The 17,778-nt window shown below is 51.1% G+C and carries 15 protein-coding genes; 3 read left to right on the forward strand and 12 right to left on the reverse strand.

The window, feature by feature from the left end:
* Positions 1 to 204 precede the first annotated feature (204 nt).
* Both AC6I7T_RS04860 and AC6I7T_RS04865 read right to left on the reverse strand, forming a co-directional pair.
* Positions 205 to 1,092 carry a hypothetical protein gene (locus AC6I7T_RS04860; RefSeq protein ID WP_497792192.1) on the reverse strand — a complete coding sequence of 296 codons (888 nt, stop codon included), beginning with the start codon at positions 1,090 to 1,092 and terminating at the stop codon, positions 205 to 207.
* 160 nt (positions 1,093 to 1,252) lie between these two features.
* Entirely contained in the window at positions 1,253 to 2,446 is a 1,194-nt protein-coding gene (locus tag AC6I7T_RS04865) for a hypothetical protein (RefSeq protein WP_497792193.1), read from the reverse strand.
* 759 nt (positions 2,447 to 3,205) lie between these two features.
* Here AC6I7T_RS04865 and AC6I7T_RS04870 point away from each other — a divergent pair.
* A complete protein-coding gene (locus AC6I7T_RS04870; protein ID WP_497792194.1) occupies positions 3,206 to 4,078 on the forward strand; it encodes a tetratricopeptide repeat protein in 873 nt (290 codons plus the stop codon).
* A gap of 544 nt (positions 4,079 to 4,622) precedes the next feature.
* Here the strand turns inward: AC6I7T_RS04870 and AC6I7T_RS04875 are convergent.
* Together AC6I7T_RS04875 and AC6I7T_RS04880 are read right to left on the reverse strand one after the other, a co-directional pair.
* On the reverse strand, positions 4,623 to 5,996 hold the full coding sequence (locus AC6I7T_RS04875) for a M28 family peptidase (RefSeq protein ID WP_497792195.1): 1,374 nt from the start codon (positions 5,994 to 5,996) through the stop codon (positions 4,623 to 4,625).
* Between the two features lie 156 nt (positions 5,997 to 6,152).
* On the reverse strand, positions 6,153 to 7,448 hold the full coding sequence (locus AC6I7T_RS04880; RefSeq protein WP_497792196.1) for a WD40/YVTN/BNR-like repeat-containing protein: 1,296 nt from the start codon (positions 7,446 to 7,448) through the stop codon (positions 6,153 to 6,155).
* 312 nt (positions 7,449 to 7,760) lie between these two features.
* Here AC6I7T_RS04880 and AC6I7T_RS04885 point away from each other — a divergent pair, with 312 nt between their 5' ends.
* Positions 7,761 to 8,186 carry an ExbD/TolR family protein gene (locus AC6I7T_RS04885; protein ID WP_497792197.1) on the forward strand — a complete coding sequence of 142 codons (426 nt, stop codon included), beginning with the start codon at positions 7,761 to 7,763 and terminating at the stop codon, positions 8,184 to 8,186.
* A gap of 169 nt (positions 8,187 to 8,355) precedes the next feature.
* On the opposite strand, the gene AC6I7T_RS04890 is transcribed toward AC6I7T_RS04885, so the two are convergent.
* Positions 8,356 to 8,796, reverse strand: coding sequence for a hypothetical protein (locus AC6I7T_RS04890; RefSeq protein ID WP_497792198.1), 441 nt, complete (start codon positions 8,794 to 8,796; stop codon positions 8,356 to 8,358).
* A gap of 408 nt (positions 8,797 to 9,204) precedes the next feature.
* Here AC6I7T_RS04890 and AC6I7T_RS04895 point away from each other — a divergent pair, with 408 nt between their 5' ends.
* Positions 9,205 to 10,434: an FprA family A-type flavoprotein gene (locus AC6I7T_RS04895; RefSeq protein WP_497792199.1), complete on the forward strand. Its 1,230-nt coding sequence runs from the start codon at positions 9,205 to 9,207 to the stop codon at positions 10,432 to 10,434.
* Between the two features lie 61 nt (positions 10,435 to 10,495).
* Here the strand turns inward: AC6I7T_RS04895 and AC6I7T_RS04900 are convergent, their stop codons facing one another.
* From AC6I7T_RS04900 to AC6I7T_RS04930, 7 genes are all read right to left on the reverse strand, one after another.
* Positions 10,496 to 11,755: a Glu/Leu/Phe/Val family dehydrogenase gene (locus AC6I7T_RS04900; RefSeq protein ID WP_497792200.1), complete on the reverse strand. Its 1,260-nt coding sequence runs from the start codon at positions 11,753 to 11,755 to the stop codon at positions 10,496 to 10,498.
* Positions 11,756 to 11,826: 71 nt separating this feature from the next.
* On the reverse strand, positions 11,827 to 12,804 hold the full coding sequence (locus tag AC6I7T_RS04905; RefSeq protein WP_497792201.1) for a branched-chain amino acid transaminase: 978 nt from the start codon (positions 12,802 to 12,804) through the stop codon (positions 11,827 to 11,829).
* A 10-nt stretch (positions 12,805 to 12,814) separates the two neighbouring features.
* Positions 12,815 to 14,281 (reverse strand): 2-oxoacid:acceptor oxidoreductase family protein, encoded by a 1,467-nt coding sequence (locus AC6I7T_RS04910; protein WP_497792202.1) that lies wholly within the window; start codon positions 14,279 to 14,281, stop codon positions 12,815 to 12,817.
* Positions 14,274 to 15,368 carry a 3-methyl-2-oxobutanoate dehydrogenase subunit VorB gene (locus tag AC6I7T_RS04915; RefSeq protein ID WP_497792203.1) on the reverse strand — a complete coding sequence of 365 codons (1,095 nt, stop codon included), beginning with the start codon at positions 15,366 to 15,368 and terminating at the stop codon, positions 14,274 to 14,276. Before AC6I7T_RS04915 ends, AC6I7T_RS04910 begins: the two co-directional genes overlap by 8 nt.
* On the reverse strand, positions 15,353 to 15,658 hold the full coding sequence (locus AC6I7T_RS04920) for a 4Fe-4S dicluster domain-containing protein (protein WP_497792204.1): 306 nt from the start codon (positions 15,656 to 15,658) through the stop codon (positions 15,353 to 15,355). Before AC6I7T_RS04920 ends, AC6I7T_RS04915 begins: the two co-directional genes overlap by 16 nt.
* Positions 15,659 to 15,671: 13 nt before the next feature.
* Positions 15,672 to 17,006: an acetyl-CoA hydrolase/transferase family protein gene (locus tag AC6I7T_RS04925; protein WP_497792205.1), complete on the reverse strand. Its 1,335-nt coding sequence runs from the start codon at positions 17,004 to 17,006 to the stop codon at positions 15,672 to 15,674.
* A 283-nt stretch (positions 17,007 to 17,289) separates the two neighbouring features.
* Complete coding sequence (locus AC6I7T_RS04930; protein ID WP_497792206.1) at positions 17,290 to 17,751, reverse strand: hypothetical protein; 462 nt, start codon at positions 17,749 to 17,751, stop codon at positions 17,290 to 17,292.
* Between the last annotated feature and the right edge of the window lie 27 nt (positions 17,752 to 17,778).

A 17,778-nucleotide genomic window follows, 5' to 3' on the forward strand; every position in this document is an offset into this window, starting at 1 on the left:
TTGTAAAGACTGCCACAAGCTCGAACCCTCTATAGATTCCAGACCTGAGCCAACCGTAAAGATTAGGCGTGCTCTGGAGTTCATCAGAACGCGGAGCAGCGCACGATCCCTCCCTTCAAAGCCTGTCTGCGAATTCGTCCTGCATCAATGTCTCGAAAACTACGAGCAAATTAAGATCTACTCGAAACGGGATTATCTTAAGTTTCACAATCCAAGATATTTCTCCGCTGGCAAGACTATCGCAGCCACGATAACCGGTACGGAGGGCGCACTGGAACATTGCACGAGCAATCTGCCGTCTCCATCAAAGGAGATCACATTGGTAGCGTCGCTGGTCAGATAGTATGGCCAAAGACCGAGGTTGTAATGATCCCGAATCTCCTGCTGCTGTTGCGATGAAAAGGGCATGGTGCTCGAGTACTCCACTTTGATATCGCAAGCGATGATCAGTGTAGAGAGGAAACGCTGCAAGCTGCCATTTGCGCCAAAGGTTGTTTCCCAGGTGATAGGCGAGCTGGGGTCCCAGGGTGGCCCGCTCCGGTTACGATAGGCCAAGGATAAGGCCGATGCGGTGTACCACTCGTCGGGCATTGGTGTAAAAGACAGCAGATGTCCAAAGAAAATCTGAACATTGATGAAACCGCGGATAAAGGTCTGGTTAACAGAATCGTTAGGCGGAACGCCTCCCCAGAGCCCCCAATAATCGATGTCGCTGATCGGCGGCGTGGAAAATTGAAAGCGCAAGGAAACAGATTGCTTCAGCTGTTCTAGCATGCCCGTGTATCCGCAGTTCCACGCTGGAGGTTGTGCTCCCCACCGCTGCAGTTGCGCTTGAGCAGCCGCAACAGGATCCAGGGGCGAACTAGCGATGAGAGAAAAGATGACTTGGGAGTAGGCCGAAAAGAATTCATTTTTCGTTGAACAATAGAGCAGACCTGCTTCAGGAATCAGATTAAAGAACGACCATAGAACCTGGTCGCTCTTCGCGAAAAGTTTCGAGGGCTGAAAGAGCTGGCAATCGTATTCGGTCAGACCAAACACAGCCCTTTCCATCTCACCAAACTTGCTTTGCAATCGGTCGAAGGAAGACATGAGAAGTACCTCGGTTGCCCGCACCGCAATCGGGCGAAGGGATGAACCGCAAGAGGTGTCTCCGCCGGAGGGCAAAGATGAATCTGAAAATATTCCCAGGATTGGGCTCTGTCCCGATCCTGGGAATATGTATCTATAGCATTTACATTTATAGGCTGCCCTAAGATGCCAGCTCCAGGGCATGGGCGTAATAGTGCTTGTGAAGAATCTGCATTTCCAATTGATTTCCGCCGACGTAGATGGAAGCGGGCTGAACGATGCACCCAATGATGATCGGAACATCGGTCTCGCTGGTAATCAGGACCGACATGTGTCCGGTCTGTTTATCGAAGCTGGACTGTGTCGAGGAGCCGCCTCCGCTACCGCAGTAGAAAGGCCAGAGCCCACTGCGACCGTTGGTTTTGATCTCAGTCTGTTCAAGATCGCTGTAGGATGCCTGTGAGACAACTTCAATACGCAAGTCGCTCGCGATAAGCAAATTGCCAAGGAATCGCTGCATGTTTCCACGCGGGCCGAAGGTATTTTGCCAGTTAATGGGCTTTACCGGATCCCAGGGAGCAGTGTCTGGATTGTGGTAAGCCAGCCCCAGAGCCGCAGAGTTATACCAGTCTCCTGGAGTTGCGGTGAGGTTAAGGACATGTCCAAAAGAGGCTCTGAGATCGACACCCGAAGAGGCAAACTTCTCGCTGATCTTGCTCGTAGATTGGCTTCCTCCCCAGAGGCCGAAGAAGCCGCCACTTGCTTCTCTAGTCCAGGCATGGGAGATGTCGGTGTTCCAGTTCTCGGCAGACACATAGAAGCTGCGCGATGGCGATTGTCTTAGCTGATCGATCATGCCCGGATAATCCGGGAAGAATTCAACATCCTTCCTTCCTGCTGGTTTATACGGAAGGACATTCATCTGCGCCGCAAAGATCGGATCCAGCAAGGCAGCCGCTAATGCGGAGGCTCCGGAGATAGCTACGGAAGAGTATGGGCCACGTAATGCCCAATTCCGGAAACTGATGGGATCAGGCTCTACCTTCCCTTCCTCCAATGCCTTCAGATAAGCCGCATAGCAGTCCGGACCGACAGTGGACTCAAAGCTGTTCGGAGCGGCTTTCACCGCGGACATTACGCCTTGGTAATCGGCAAGAAACTGGTTACCCGGTGTAAGAGTCGTGTTGCTGGTTAGAGTTGCCGGCGGGATGACATTTAAATAATTGAAGAGAATCTTGTTGGCGGTGGTTCCATTAACAATGGGAGGCGATGGCTGAATCACCTGGAACATCGAGGTGGGTTCGAAACCAAGACCTTGTGACAAAGCATTGAAGAAACCTGCTTGAAGATCCAAGAAGTTACTGGGATTTGCCATAAAGATAACCCCTTCCATTTTCAGCATTGGTTCCCGAGCTACAGCGGGCATTGCCGATTTCGATCAAAATGAGGAGGGAAACCGGTAGAGGATGTTACTAGGCCGCCGACGGAATATATCCAGGGAAGGTGCGGCATGACAAGCTTTCGTAAATCTGGACCAGTAATAGCTATTAATCTGTCGACCGTTGTCGGACTTATGTTTGTGATATTTTTTCGTCTCTTTTATGGGAGACTTCGGCGACTTAGCAGCATCGACCTGTTTAGATCGAAGAACGGGGCTAACGATAATCACCAAGGTGCCCTGTGTCAATGCGAAAGCCCGGTATTTTTAATGGGATTTCATGTTATAAACATGAATACATGTAAAGTAAAATTGAGTTGTTTCGTCAAAACTGTGCTCAACATCTCCTAGATCCCTCTAGAAACTCTTTCTGGATCGACATAGAGCTGCCTTATACAGAAAGGAGCACCCTCCTTTGACGGGAAAACTGCGTACGCCTCTTTACTTCGATCTACATCTTTGCGGGAAATGCTCTAATTCTAGACTAAGTTTTTCAAACGGCGGATAACATTGTTTTGCTGCCTGTTTACAAAGCATCCGTCTTATCAACTTAACCTGGATTATTTACGAATAGGTAAGTTTCTAGTCCTATTACATCAATGGCTTGCGAAAGAGAAGGACCACGGCTATCTCGCACAAGATGGAGACATTTCCAAGTTGTATAATGCAGCCAAATTAGGAGAAAGGCTCCGAACAATGTTCAAGTCCCGCTGCAGCTGTTATGTGATTATTTGTTTTGCTTCAATTCTCTTGTCCGTCCACGCTCAGAACGCCGAACAGTTGTCCACCTCAAATCCACCTGTCCAGCAATCGGCAATCGCATCAAGCAGTCTCACTTCGGACGAGAAAATTCAAGCAGACGTTGCTCAGCGAGACTTCGCTACCGGGAAATATGGAGACGCATTGGCCATCTATAAATCCTTAGTAGCCGCACATCCCACGGAACTGGTGTTATCGAAATTTGCTGCCGAGGCAGCCATCAACACCGGTAATCGAGACTATGCCTTCGGCCTTTTAAAGGCTATCGAATCGAATAACCCGAATGACTGGCAAGCCGCAGCCTTGCTGGCACGTGCATATGCAGAATCAGGAGACAAACAAAATCGCACCGCGGAGATGGCACGCATGGAGGATCTCTACAAACGAGGAATCATTCCCGCACGAATGCAGCAGTACCTTCTTGAATCAATTATGATCGGGGATAAAACGATGCGCATCTGGCATTCCTTGCAACCATGGGGCAAACAGAAGGTCTACGACTATGCCCGGGTTTTTGACAGCAAGGGACAACTCCTGCTCCGGATGGAGCTAGAAAGTATGGATATAGACCAGGCTCTCTTTGCCAAAGAACATCCAGACGAAGCAGCCAAGGGAGTTCGGATGTTCTCCTTCGATATGTATACCCAGTCTCAAGCTAACGCAAATGGCACACAGAATATTACCCACGCTACAGTGGACATGTTTGTGGGTCAACCTTCTTATGACACAACCCGCAAAGCTTTTTTGGAGATTGCAGGTGGAAAGTACAGTCCTCAGGGAACAAGTATCCTCAAAGCAAAAGCGCACTAGCCAATCTTCCTGAACAGCTACTCAACAACCGGGTGCTTCTCATCTTCAGCTTCTACCGCGAGAACTGCTTTAATGCGAAGCACCAGCCTTGAGGCTTGTGCTTTCTTCAGCCAACGAAACCTGTGATTCCTGGATGATCTCCGGTTGAGCACCAGAAGAGGGAATAATTTCGATACGCTTGGAGGTTACTTTTACACCCTGCCTCGTCAGCCATGACAGACGCTACAAAGGTCGCTAGAAATGCGCTCCAACCAACCAATGCTTGAGGGCTCTTTAATATCTCGATCAGAAGTTCTCGCATACCTCGCCACTCCGAAGTGCTTAAGAGTCTAGCGTGGTCTAGGCCGCGTTGGCTAGCAATAACTTTTGCTGGTCGGATAGATAGGCAGGAATAGGTAAAGTAGATGGTGGGATTCGCACTGATACCACTGCGATATATACATATGTCTCACAAGTCGTATCGTTGGCTCATAAACATCTGAGCTCCTGACTTGATATAGCTGTAGCGGAGCCCCCACTTGAGAAAGGCGGCTCCGCTTTCACCCTATTCTTTTGGTTGGCTTCCGGGATTCCATTGAGGAACAAAATCGCTGGACGCCAGCCACTGAATCGGACCGATAAGGGATTGGATGGCTGCGGTCATAAACGGAAGGTCGAGGTGCGAGATGTCATCGTCAGGTTGATGATAGGTAGGAGGAGTTCCCCAACCTGCAGCCGTATGGGCCACCACTCCTTTCACGGCCAATGAATAATTATCGGAACGCTCGAAAAAATGTTGTTCCGGATAAGGATCAGGGCCCAAAAGCGCCCCGTGAGTGGCGAGCGTTGGACCGAGATTGGAGCGATCCCACCCGGTCAGCAATAGGACGCCCTTCGGCATCTTGGGATCCTGATTGCCGATCATCTCAAACTCGAGATTCGTAATTAGGTCTTTAAGAGGCACGGGAGAATGAGCAACGAAATACGTCGATCCTAAGCCACCTAGCTCTTCCCCTCCGTAGCAGACAAAGAGAATAGAACGTACAGGACGAGGACCGGCAGCCAATGCATGCGCAAGTTCAAGAACAGCAGTAGTACCAGCCGCATCGTCATCGGCTCCGTTGTAAATCTCATCGCCGTTAACAGGCTTGGCTATACCGAGGTGATCAAGATGTGCCGAAAGGAGTAGTGTCCCTGCATGAGGATCCGTACCAGGAAGATAACCAATCGCATTATAGGTAGCGCGAGGCTTAGCTTCCGGCAAAGGTTGAACACCTATGACAACGGATTTGCCCGCCTGCGGAATCAGCTTAGCCGGATCGTGAATCAGTGCAATCGTCGCACTCGGTCGTTTTTGTGCTTCCGCGAGGCGCATAGGGACTCGAGTAACGCCTCCTGTTAGAGCCTTCAATCCAGGAACCGCAGGTCCCGAGAGAAGAACAGCACCGGCACCAGCGTTCCGAAGTGGACGAATAATGTTGAAAACAGCACCTGGATCACCCTCGACACCTGTAACCAGGACGACCGATCCTTGTTCGAATTTAGCCTCAGCAACTTTCTTGAAGTCCAAGACCACAAGCGATCCTGTAACCTTTTCGGCGGAAGACATTAAGAGATCGAAATCGGCTCCTTCCGCAAGGACCTTTTTACCAGCCGTAAGCGTCGCGTGACCATCGAGCTTTGGTGCGACAAGAAACGCAGATTGGATATAGGAGTTCATACCCGGCGCATGCTGAAGGCCGTAACTCTCAAAGTTGCTAGCTACATACGTTGCAGCAATCTCTTCGTCATGGGTAGCAGAACCACGGCCCCGCATTACATCCGAGGCAAGAAAATCTTCATGGGCACGCACCCATTCCTGCTTTACATGCCATGATGACGATTGAGCAGACGCAGCGAGGGCGCACAAGAAAAGAGCACGAGCAATGTTTCGGTACATGAAACTCCTAAGCATGTTTGAGTAGAGAGAAACTCCTGCGTTAAATCAATATCCGTATTGTATCGCCATCCCTCAATTACACCATTCGTACAGCGCTCCCTTGCGCTACTCTCGAGCAAACGCGCTTACATCGGTAGCGCAGATAATCGATAGAAATTATTGACTACGGCTACTAAGATGTGGGGCACAAGCCTTTGAAAAAGGATTAGCTACAAAGGTCCCAATAAATCCGGAGACAATAACCGTTCCATCCGGATTGAAGTGTACTGTATAGAATTCGCCCTCGGGAAGATCGTTGATTCTTCGCCAACTGCTTCCGCTATCACTGCTAGCGTACACGCCCGTAATTGTGGCGGCAACAATTCGATTCGGTCTCACTGGATCGACATCTATGCCATAAGTTCGAATATTCGGACCTGCTTCATCCAACCAACGATGCAGGAGAAACCTCGGATAGGTTACTCTTTTCACGGTATCGGCACTTACAGGTGTATAGATAGCCCAACAGGCAGCGAGATGAAGACCGCTGACCGTACTCATGGAATGAATTGCTGAATCCGGACCGACTCCAGATATTGGAGTCCATCTTCGGGTGCGAAGATTCAGCAGGTATGCCTGGTCCCCTGTCCCTACATAAAGGCCACTGGGATACATCTTCTTGGGATTGTCGAATTGCATAGAGAAAATATCCATCTCGGTCGGAACCGGAGAGAGCGGGCCTTCTTCAACCCACAATCCATCGACTCCGCGATGGTAGGCAATAATCTGGGGTTCCAGATCGAAATATCCATAACTGATAAACATACGTTTCCCATCCGGAGTTATCTTCACTACACCCGCCCGAATAGGATCGCCGGGGCTTTTAGGAATACTTATCTTCGGGGGCAACGAGGGAACGCGTGGACCGGCAATAGACTTCACAACCGTCTCCGACACATCCGAAGCGGCAAGCACCTGAAAGGCACCTAGCTGCGTGGTAATCACAAAATCAGCTCCACCCGGAGATACCGCCAGACCGTTGCGTAAACCTTCCCCAATCGCCGCATTGAAATATCTAGAATCGATTCGTGCTACCTGTTTCCAGGTCAATCCACCATTTGTCGATTTCGATATATACATTGCCCAATCCTCATCAAGGATGGTGCTGCCTATGTCCGCACTGAGAGCCCACACCACTTCAGTAGTTTTTGCCCGGGGATCGGGATCAATCGCCATCTCTTCCACAAAATCGCTTGCGAACTGATGACTTCCAGGAAGGCTTGTCACCTGATAAATCCGGCAGCTATCGAGACGCTTTCTCGCCTCAAGGATCGCGCTGCCACTCGTCGAGAATGAATCGCCGCCTGATTGACCAATAGAAGGTTTAGGGATCTGCCCGGAAGCCAACACCGGAAATAGGATGAGCATTACGGTGAAGCAAGAGTTCAAACTGCGATTCCAAAGTATCAACACAATATCCCCGAGTAATCGCGCGTAACGTATCTTTCTACTTTGATGCCTTCCTTTATTCCTCTTACGTGGAAATTCTCCTCCCCACGAACAAAACCGGAGGGCGTTCAATCCCCTACGGACAGGACTCTGTTTCATTGGACAGCCGCGAAATCGGCGGAAGGGTACTTTCGTCATAATTCCGAATTCAGAAATACGGCTGTCGAGCCGGAACCTATGTACTCCGCTCGGTGTCCAAGGTGGTATGTCATCTTAGTCTGATTGACATGGTGTTCAAAGACTCTGGGGTTGTGAGTATGAGGAGGACTTGATCGTATGGCTATGGGCAACAGCGGTAACTTGGGCGAATTGAATGCTGCTATGAATGTGACACCTCTTATCGATGTCCTGCTGGTGCTGTTAATCATCTTCATGGTCATCGTACCGGCCACAACACGTGGTCTGGATGCGCAGATACCACAACCTTCGAATTTAAACCTCAATCGGTCAGACGACGCAATCGTGGTCCAGGTCCTTGCCGATCACGCGGGAAAGCTAAGTTACAGGATTAATCAAGAAGATGTGAAGATCGGTGATATGGGAAACCGGCTGAATGCCATCTTCTCAACGCGCGCTAACAGAGCAATGTTCATCAAGGGAGATACCAGCCTGGACTTCTCTGCTGTCGCAAAAGTTATGGATATTGCGAAGAACGCAGGTGCTGAGCACATCGGACTACTCTCCGCAAAAGACCGACTGTAGTGAAAACAAAGAATGCTCGGGCACCCATTTGGGGGGAGCGAAGCGAGTTAAAGGCGGGAAACACCTACGCTGACCACGTATCGCGGAAATAGGGTGCCCTTGGCTTCTTCTCTATCGGAACATATCAACTCTCGTTTGCGTTCATACTTCAGAGCGCTGAGAGTACCAACTAGGGGTTCTGACTGGCAGGCTCTGTCCCCTCTTCTGCCTGCTGTTGCTGCTGCTCCCGTTCCTGCGCGAGCGCCTGTTCCGCAGCGCGTTGTGCTGCCAGAGCATCAAGGTCGGTTATGCGTTTCTCCAGGCGCGCAATTGAATCGCGGTCATAAGCAAGGATCTCTCCTGCCGCATGGTTGCCACTAAGCTGTTCGATGCGCTGTTCGTGTCCCGAAATCAGATTACGGAGCTCGACAGTAGAATCCCAGTGCTGTTTCTCTACCTGGGCCTCATCCTTCTTCTTTTGCTCCAACTGAGAATGAAGCTCCATTTGCCCCAATTCAAGGGGACCAGGTTTTACAGTGACGGGATCGTGAACCGCGCGCGCGAGGTTATAAACCATTATTCCGAAGAGCACCACCAGCACTCCGGATGCGATCGCGATAGACCTCTTCATCACTTCCGAACTCACCATAGGCCAATGATAACTGGTTTGACCGGCCTTCGCGCCTGCAACTGGTGAGACAGATCACACCTCTACCCAATTGCGTTCGAACAGGAACAGCAGGACCGGATGAGGCCGTAGTGATCACAATTTGACGCGGCACGCGGCAAGAGCAGTAATCGCACCAGATTGTGAGAAGCACCTTTGCTGGGTGTTTCCTATCACACTCCTTCCCTCGAAAGTCTCTATACACTTTTATATGAAGCACATACGGTCATCACGGACATCGAACTGTAAGAGGCATCCAGAGGCAATGCTGCTCTCCTGGAGCTTTGCATTTGTGTCCGTCCGCGAATGTTCACACGTAACAGACACGCGGACAAAGCATGATTTGTCCCTTTGCCAAGGAGGATACAGAGAGTGATTGCACGAGAGATCAAGCCAGGGATACTGTCGCTGGTAGCTATCGATTGGGACAGAAGGCTGTTCGATCAGCTGGTTCCTCTGCCGGAAGGTACCACCTACAATTCCTACCTGATCAAGGGAAGCGGAAAGACCGCTCTGATAGACACCGTCTATCCGCCGAATACCGTCGAGTACCTGCAGGCACTAAAAGAAGCCGGGGTCGATCACGTGGATTACATCATTGCAAACCACGCCGAGCAGGATCACTCCGGGTCTTTGCCCGCCCTCCTGAACACCTATCCTAAGGCCAAGATTGTCACGAACACCAAATGCAAGGGCCTCATCATGGAGGCTATGTCGATTCCTGGAGATAAGTTTATCGAGGTTCGCGATGGTGAATCTCTCTCTCTAGGAGACAGGAACCTGCAGTTCTTCCTCACCCCCTGGGTACACTGGCCCGATACCATGGTGACCTATGTGGCTGAGGAGAAGATTCTCTTCACCTGCGACTTCTTCGGGTCACATCTGGCAAGCAGCGACCTCTACGCTCATGATGAAGCCCGTGTTCATACTGCAGCGAAGCGCTACTATGCAGAAATCATGATGCCCTTCAGGATGCATATCCAGAAGCACCTGAAAAAGCTCTCGCCTTTGGAGATTGACTTCATCGCTCCGGGACACGGTCCGGTCTATTCTCGTCCTGCCTTTATCCTGGATCTTTACGAGCGCTGGGCCTCCGATCAGACCGAAAAGGAAGTCATTATTCCGTATGTCTCGATGTACGACAGCACCTCACAAATGGTCAGCTACCTGATTGACAAGCTGATGGGAAAGGGGCTGGCCGTCAGACCACACAATATGGTCGGCGTGGACACCGGACACGTTGCCGAATCTCTGGTAAACGCATCCACGGTGGTCTTTGCCTCCCCTGCCGTGTTGGCAGGTCCGCATCCGGACATCGTCAGCGCTGCCTATCTGATGAATGCACTCCGCCCGAAGACGAAGATCGTCTCGGTAATCGGCTCTTTCGGATGGGGAGGAAACATTGTCTCCAACAAGATCACAGAGTTGTTATCGGGGCTCAAGACACAGATTCAGTATCTTGAACCTGTGTTAATTAAGGGATTGCCTAAGGATTCCGACTTTAAAGCACTCGACCGTCTGGCGGAAGAGATCTATACGGCAAACCAGGCAATTGAGACTGGTGCTCCAATCGAGGAAAAGGTACCGGAACCTGTTGCCTAAAACAGATACTCCATAAGAAAGGCGGAGTCCTATTGGGAGCTCCGCCTTTTTCAGCTCTAATTTAGGGATAGATGCCACGAATTTGAACAGCCTCTGCAACACGCCCTACCCCAAGCATGTTTGCCGCAATTCGCATCGGGATATTCCGTTCCCGATAAATCTTCAGCACATCGACAAAGGCTGACTTCATCACCCGTTCCAGACGGTTATAGACATCCTGAGCCTCCCAGAATAGATGCTGCTCATCTTGTACCCACTCGAAATACGAGACCGTCACTCCGCCAGCGTTACAAAGAATATCTGGAATAACAAATACATCTTTGCTTTCCAAAATCCTGTCGGCTGCTGGTGTCACAGGTCCGTTTGCAGCCTCGGCGATGATCTTGGCGCTAACAGCAATTGCATTCGCTGCATCGATTGCATTCTCCAGCGCCGCCGGAATCAGAATGTCACACTTCATCGACAATAGCTCTTCCGGAAGAATGGCCGTACTCTCCGGGAATTTCTCGACATGCCCGCTGAAGTCCTTAAAACGAATCAGTTCAGGAATATTAAGCCCATTATGGCTGTAAATGCATCCGGTAGAATCACTCACCGCAATAACTTTGGCTCCGGCTTCATAGAGCAACTGCGCTGCTACCGATCCGGCGTTACCGAAACCTTGTACAGCCACGGTTGCACCGGATAGGGACATGTGCAAGTACTCACAAGCACTCTGAATCGTATAGAAAACGCCCCTTCCCGTAGCTTCGTTACGTCCAAGAGAGCCTCCAAGGCTGATGGGTTTCCCCGTGACGACTCCGGGAATGGGATATCCCTTAGTCATACTATAGGTATCCATGATCCATGCCATTGTCTGAGGGTTCGTGTAGACATCTGGAGCAGGGATATCTTGTTCCGGACCGATAAGGGGAAGAATGGCGCTGGTGTACCGCCGCGTCATTCGCTCCAGCTCTCCTGGAGACATATGCTTTGGATCGCAGGTAATGCCGCCCTTTGCACCGCCAAAGGGGATATTGACTACGGCACACTTCCAGGTCATCCACGTGGCCAGAGCCTTCACTTCATCCAAGGTAACCCGGGGATGATAGCGGATGCCGCCCTTCGCCGGACCTCGTACCGAACTATGTTGAACCCGATATCCTTCGAAACGAATAATGTGCCCATTATCCATACGCACAGGAACGCTTACAGTAAGAGCACGTTCGGGATACTTGATCATCTGGCGCGTATCGTTGTCGAGCCCAAGAATATCGGCTGCCGACTCAAAATTTTCCAGGGCAACCTCATACGCGCTTGGTGTCATTGTTGTCGTAACCATGAGAATTACCTTTCTGTCCGGTTCGTTCAACGACACACACAGGATTTGTCAACAATAAGGACGCAACCGCTCTAAACGGCTATGAGCGATGGTGTCTGCAGTTCCGCTTTTGCCTGTGTGCAATAAACCGGAACAACCCACCTTCTGTACACCTGCAAATTTCCTCGCGTTGCATCGAAATACAACTGCTGTATCCGCCGCGTAACCTCTCCTATCGCACCATCTTTCACCGGACGGTGATCCACACGAACAATCGGAGCAATACCAACTGCCGTTCCGGTAAAAAATAGTTCGTCGCACAGGTATAGTTCACTGCGATCAATCGACCGTTCTATAACCGACAGGCCAAGCTCCCGCCGGGCCAACTCCATTACAGCATCGCGGGTTATGCCTTCCAGCACATTCTCCGTTACCGCAGGAGTAATAAGACTTCCCTTCCGCATCATGAAGAGATTGCAGGTAGCACCCTCCGAGACATGCCCGCTCTCATTGAGCAAAATAGCCTCGTCGAAACCGCTTTGACGGGCTTCATCGCTGGCCAAAGCGCTATTTACATAAGCACCGCATATCTTTGCCCGAGCAGGAATGGCATTGTCGTCAATCCGCCGCCAGGAACTTACACCAGCATGAAGTCCCTTTTCAGAATGAAGATAATCTCCGAATGGAAGAGCGATCAGGGCAAAAGAATCCTGCTCATCGAGACCAACACCCACTCGCTCTGCAGACTTGTAGGCCAATGGACGAATATATACATTTGTCTGAAATGCATTCCGCCGCATCAATTCAACGGTAATGGCACACAACTCTTCCGGAGACAACGGAACATCGAGGCGCAAGATACTGCAGTTCTGCTTCCACCTTGTATAGTGCTCCACGGGCCGCATCAAAAAGAGTTCATGTCGAGCATCATTCCAATGAGCCCGGATTCCTTCAAAGACGCCGGTTCCATAGTGCAAAGCATGGGTAAGAATCCCCACCCTTGCTTCGTGTAGCGGCACGTATTGCCCACCGAAGTAGACAATCAGGTTCGGATCCGCATCAGCTTTCATGGCCCACCTCTCAGAGAGATTCTCTAGGGACCAAATCCTTCACCAATTCACGCCCACGTTCTAATGCACGCTCGTCCAACTCCAACCAACGAGGATTCTTCACCAGACGCCGCAATGCAGAATCGACATTTGCCTGGGGCAGAACTTTTACAATTTCGAGCAAGGCACCAAGCATGACCATGTTGGCCGCGCGTGCATCCCCAAGTTCAGCGGCTATTTGTGTAAAAGGAAATGCAAGAGCATGTACATCTTTTCGCTGGCATTCTTCCGGTAGAGTCTCGCCGTTGTACAGAATCCATCCTCCGGAACAAACATTTGCAGCAAACTTAGTCAGTGACGGCTCATTCATGGCAACCAGCACACCGGGCACAGTTACCAATGGAGAGTCAATCGGCTGACTAGCCAGACGTACATGACAATTTGAAGTGCCGGAACGCATCTCCGGGCCGTAGGACGGTAACCATGAAACCTCCAATCCCAGATCCAAGCCAGCCTCAGCCAGCACCTCTCCAAGCAACAGAACACCTTGTCCACCAAAGCCTGCTACCCGGACTTCCAGATCGATTTCGTTCGACAATCCCTTCTTTCCCGGATAATCCGGCGATGCAACCGAATTTGCGATACCAAGTATCTGCGGAATCTCTTCCAGCAAGGGAGGCATTCCGAGCTTTGCACGCGGCTCCGCATCCTTGGTTCTATCGCGAAAGACACCCAGAGGATATGTCTTTTCCATTACATCGCGTACCCACTGCTGAGCTTGTACAGGCGGCATCTTCCAGATAGTCGGACAGGGAGAGAGCACCTCTATAAGAGAGAAGCCCAAACCTCGCACCTGATTTTCAACCGCACGGCGCACAGCTCGCGTCGCCTGGGCAATCTGTTTGTTATCGCCCAGACCGACACGCTCAATGTAGACAGGCGCTTCGAGTGTTGCCAGCAGTTCGCTTACATGCAAGGGATATCCTTCATTCGCAGCGCTGCGGCCCAGCGGTGTAGTCGTGCTTTTCTGGCCTAGTAAAGTCGTAGGCGCTACTTGTCCGCCGGTCATGCTATAGATCGCGTTGTTTACAAATATTACGGTGATATTTTCGCCGCGATTGGCCGCGTGCAAAATCTCGGATGAACCGATCGCCGACAGATCGCCATCCCCCTGATAACCGATAACAATGCTCTCGGGTCTGCTCCGTTTGACTGCTGTAGCCACTGCTGGAGCGCGTCCATGTGCGGCCTGAACATTTCCCACGTCAAAGTAATAATAGGTAAATACCGAACAGCCGACGGGGCCGACGAGAATTGTGCTGTCCTGAATTCCCAAATCATCGATTGCCCGAGCCAGCATCTTATGCACAATTCCATGCCCGCAGCCCGGACAATAATGAGTCTGGTGCTGTAACTCAGCCTTCCGCTCATAGCAGTCGAAGAAGGCCTTCGGTTTTGAGTGGGCCACTATATATTCGGATTCTGTTGTGCTAGACATGGGCTATCCGCTCCTCATCTACTCCAATCGATGACCTCATCCCCATCGCAAGCTTTCGTACTAGCTTGAGAACCTCTTCGTGCGAAGGAACATTCCCCCCCATACGATTCAAGAACTCGACCGGACGAGCACCATTCACGGCCAACCGCACATCCTCTAACAGCTGGCCATTGCTCATCTCTACAACGACGAAACGGCGTGCATACTCGGCCAGATGTTGAATCTGTGCGACAGGAAAAGGATAAAGAGTAATCGGACGCAGGACACCGACACGAATGCCGTTCGCCCGCGCTTCAGCGGTCACAGCCTTAAGTATGCGGCCTACGATTCCATAACCAATCAGCACGATATCGGCACCATCGGTCTGCCACTCTTCGGCACGTGGCTCAAGCTTCTCTGCACAGTGATACTTCTTTTCTAAACTGAGCAGATGCGCTTCCAACTCGTCGGTACCTAGATGCAAAGACGCAATTACGTTATTTCGTGTTTCTGCCGTACCGGCGACAGCCCACTCCGGAAGTCTCGGTTCAGTGGCAGCCCGGGGAAACTCGACAGGCTCCATCATTTGTCCGATAAATCCATCTGCGAGCAGCACCACCGGATTTCTATAACGATCCGCCAGCTTGAAGGCTAAGGCCGTAAGATCAGCCATCTCCTGGACGGAATTGGGCGCAAGAACAAGTGTTCGATAATTGCCATGACCTCCACCCTTCACTACCTGGTGATAGTCCCCTTGCTCGGCAGCTATATTCCCTAAACCCGGTCCTCCACGAGTAATGTCGGCAATCACACAGGGAAGCTCCGAACCGGCCATGTAACTGATCCCTTCCTGCATCAAACTAATCCCCGGACCACTCGATGCAGTCATGACGCGGACGCCTGCCGAGGCAGCGCCGTAAAGCATATTAATTGCCGCTACTTCGCTCTCGGCCTGCAAAAACACACCACCGACCTGAGGCAGATAGAGAGCTGCAGCCTCTGTAATTTCACTTGCGGGAGTAATGGGATATCCATAGAAGGCGCGACATCCGGCAAGAATTGCGCTCTTAACAATGGCTTCATTTCCCTTCATCAATTGCTTGCGCATTGACTTGCTCCTTCGAGATGCCGGTTTATGCCAGCTTCTACATCGGCTCTACCATTCGTTCTTCTACGAAATACAGTGATTGCTCCCGGCTCAGGACAAACCATGAAGCAGATTCCACAGGCAGTACAGCCCGAGCCTGCATAAGTCGCAGTACGAAAGCCGGAGTGATTCAAATGATCACTCATTCGGATAACTTTGGGAGGGCAAGCCTCTATGCACAATCCACACCCCTTGCACTCTCTGTCGTCCACTTGGATCAAGCCGCGATCTCCCTTTTCTAAATCGTTCATCTCGATTCCAGTCCTATACAAATTGTTGAGGGCATACGATCACCTTGTTGCGCTCCAGATAATGAGCACGCCGCGCAAAATCTTCCAGCTCAGATTGAAAGCGTGGATCGGCAATTGCAATCAAAGCCTCGGCACGCTCGCGCAGAGTCTTTCCATGCAAGTACGCGATGCCGTGTTCGGTCACGACATAATGAACATCCGCTCGCGACGTCACGACACCGCCACCGGGTTCCAGCACAGGAACAATACGTGAAACATCTCCATGCATCGCCGTCGAAGGCAAGGCGATGATCGGTATTCCGCCTTTAGATCGTGCCGCTCCACGAATAAAGTCCAGCTGCCCGCCAAACCCACTGTAGGGCTTTGTGCCGAGAGAATCGGCACACACCTGTCCCGTCAGATCCACTTGCAGAGCAGAGTTAATCGCGACCATCCTATCGTTTTGAGCAACGACAAAGGGATCGTTCGTATAGGAGATCACTCGAAACTCGAAGCTCGAATTCTCATGAATGAAATCAAAGAGGCGTTGCGTTCCCAGGACAAAAGCCGCGACAATCTTGCCGCGATGAAGCGACTTTCGCTCTCCGTTGATCACGCCCGATTCCATCAGGTCAATAACTCCGTCGGAACACATCTCGGTGTGAATTCCAAGATCACGCTTATCGGCTAAACAGGCGAGCACCGCTTCAGGGATACCGCCTATACCGGTCTGCAAGGTTGCACCATCCGGAATTAACGATGCGACATTCCGCGCGACTCTGAGGTGTAGCTCCGTTACAGGCTCGGCATGCAATTCCAATAATGGTCGCGATGTCTCGACCAGAGCTGAGAGGTGGCTTACATGAAGAAAGGTGTCTCCGTGTGTGCGAGGCATCCGGTCGTTTACCTCTGCGATTACGGTTCTGGCATGTCGCATGGCTGTCAGGGTGCAGTCCACTGTCGTGCCCAGACTTACAAATCCATGCTCATCCGGAGGCGACACCTGCATGAGCACTACATCCAGAGGCATAGCACCGCTTATAAACAAACCTTCAATTTCACTTAGGAAGATCGGAGTGTAGTCCGCGCGCCCGGCTACAACAGCCTCGCGCACGTTTGCGCCTAAGAATAGCCCACGATGTCGAAAATGGCCTTCATACTCTGGCTTGGTGTAGTCGGCACTACCCAAGGTCATCATGTGAACGATCTCTACGTCCCGCAGATCGTCTGCTCCGGCTACCAGAGCATTCACAAGTGTGGATGGAGTCCCACATCCGGATTGGATCCAAACACGATCGCCGGACCGGACATTTTGCAATGCCCGCACGGCACTCATCTTCCTGGTTCGATACTCATCTTGCCAAGTCAAAGTCGGCCCTCCGACTTCGGGGCTAACAGCACATATCCCTGTCAGTTCCCTGCTCCACCAAGCTCCAGTGGACAGAAAATCTGGCCCTGCCTATGACCTTCAAATCCAGCCTGTTGCCTTTGGCAGGTACTTCCCCAAAACCCGCAATATGGTGCGCTTAGGAATAGGGACATGCGGTGACGCCTATCACGGCACACGAGAATAGGAACTTGGCAAAGTGGTCGGGGTTTTTATCCGCCAATTTCCACTTTTGGGCCTTTAGTCCGATTGTCGTGACAAGCGCTTACGACTGGTTTCTAGGCTTCCAGCAAAGAGCAAACTCCTTTCGGGTATGGTCGATTCCGACAACATTAAAGGAACGGGTTTGCTTCGAGTAGATGACCTGTTGGAGCCCACCATGGATGGAATTGACGTTGGTATAGTGGCCAAGACCCATTCCGAAGTAATCCGGACTCATCTTGATATAGCTATGCCATTCCGGCTTTCCTGAATCATGGAAGCTTGAAGCCAGCAGCAGCCCTTCCGTCGCTTCCCACTTGATCTCAACTATTGCTCCAGTTGGTTCCTGGGTTCCGTCTTCCTTGACGCGGAGATTCACGTAATTGCCAGCCAGGGAGGCATACTGCTTTGTCAGCTCCTGCAATTCGGCTCTTTTCCGAAGTTTCTTACCAATCTTCCAATCGGCAATAATTCCAAGCACCACCCCCAGTACCAGTCCTACCGCAAGGCTCAGCCAATGGATCATCGTTCTTCACTCCTCCGTAGATCACGA

The organism is Humiphilus diazotrophicus, assembly GCF_059726315.1.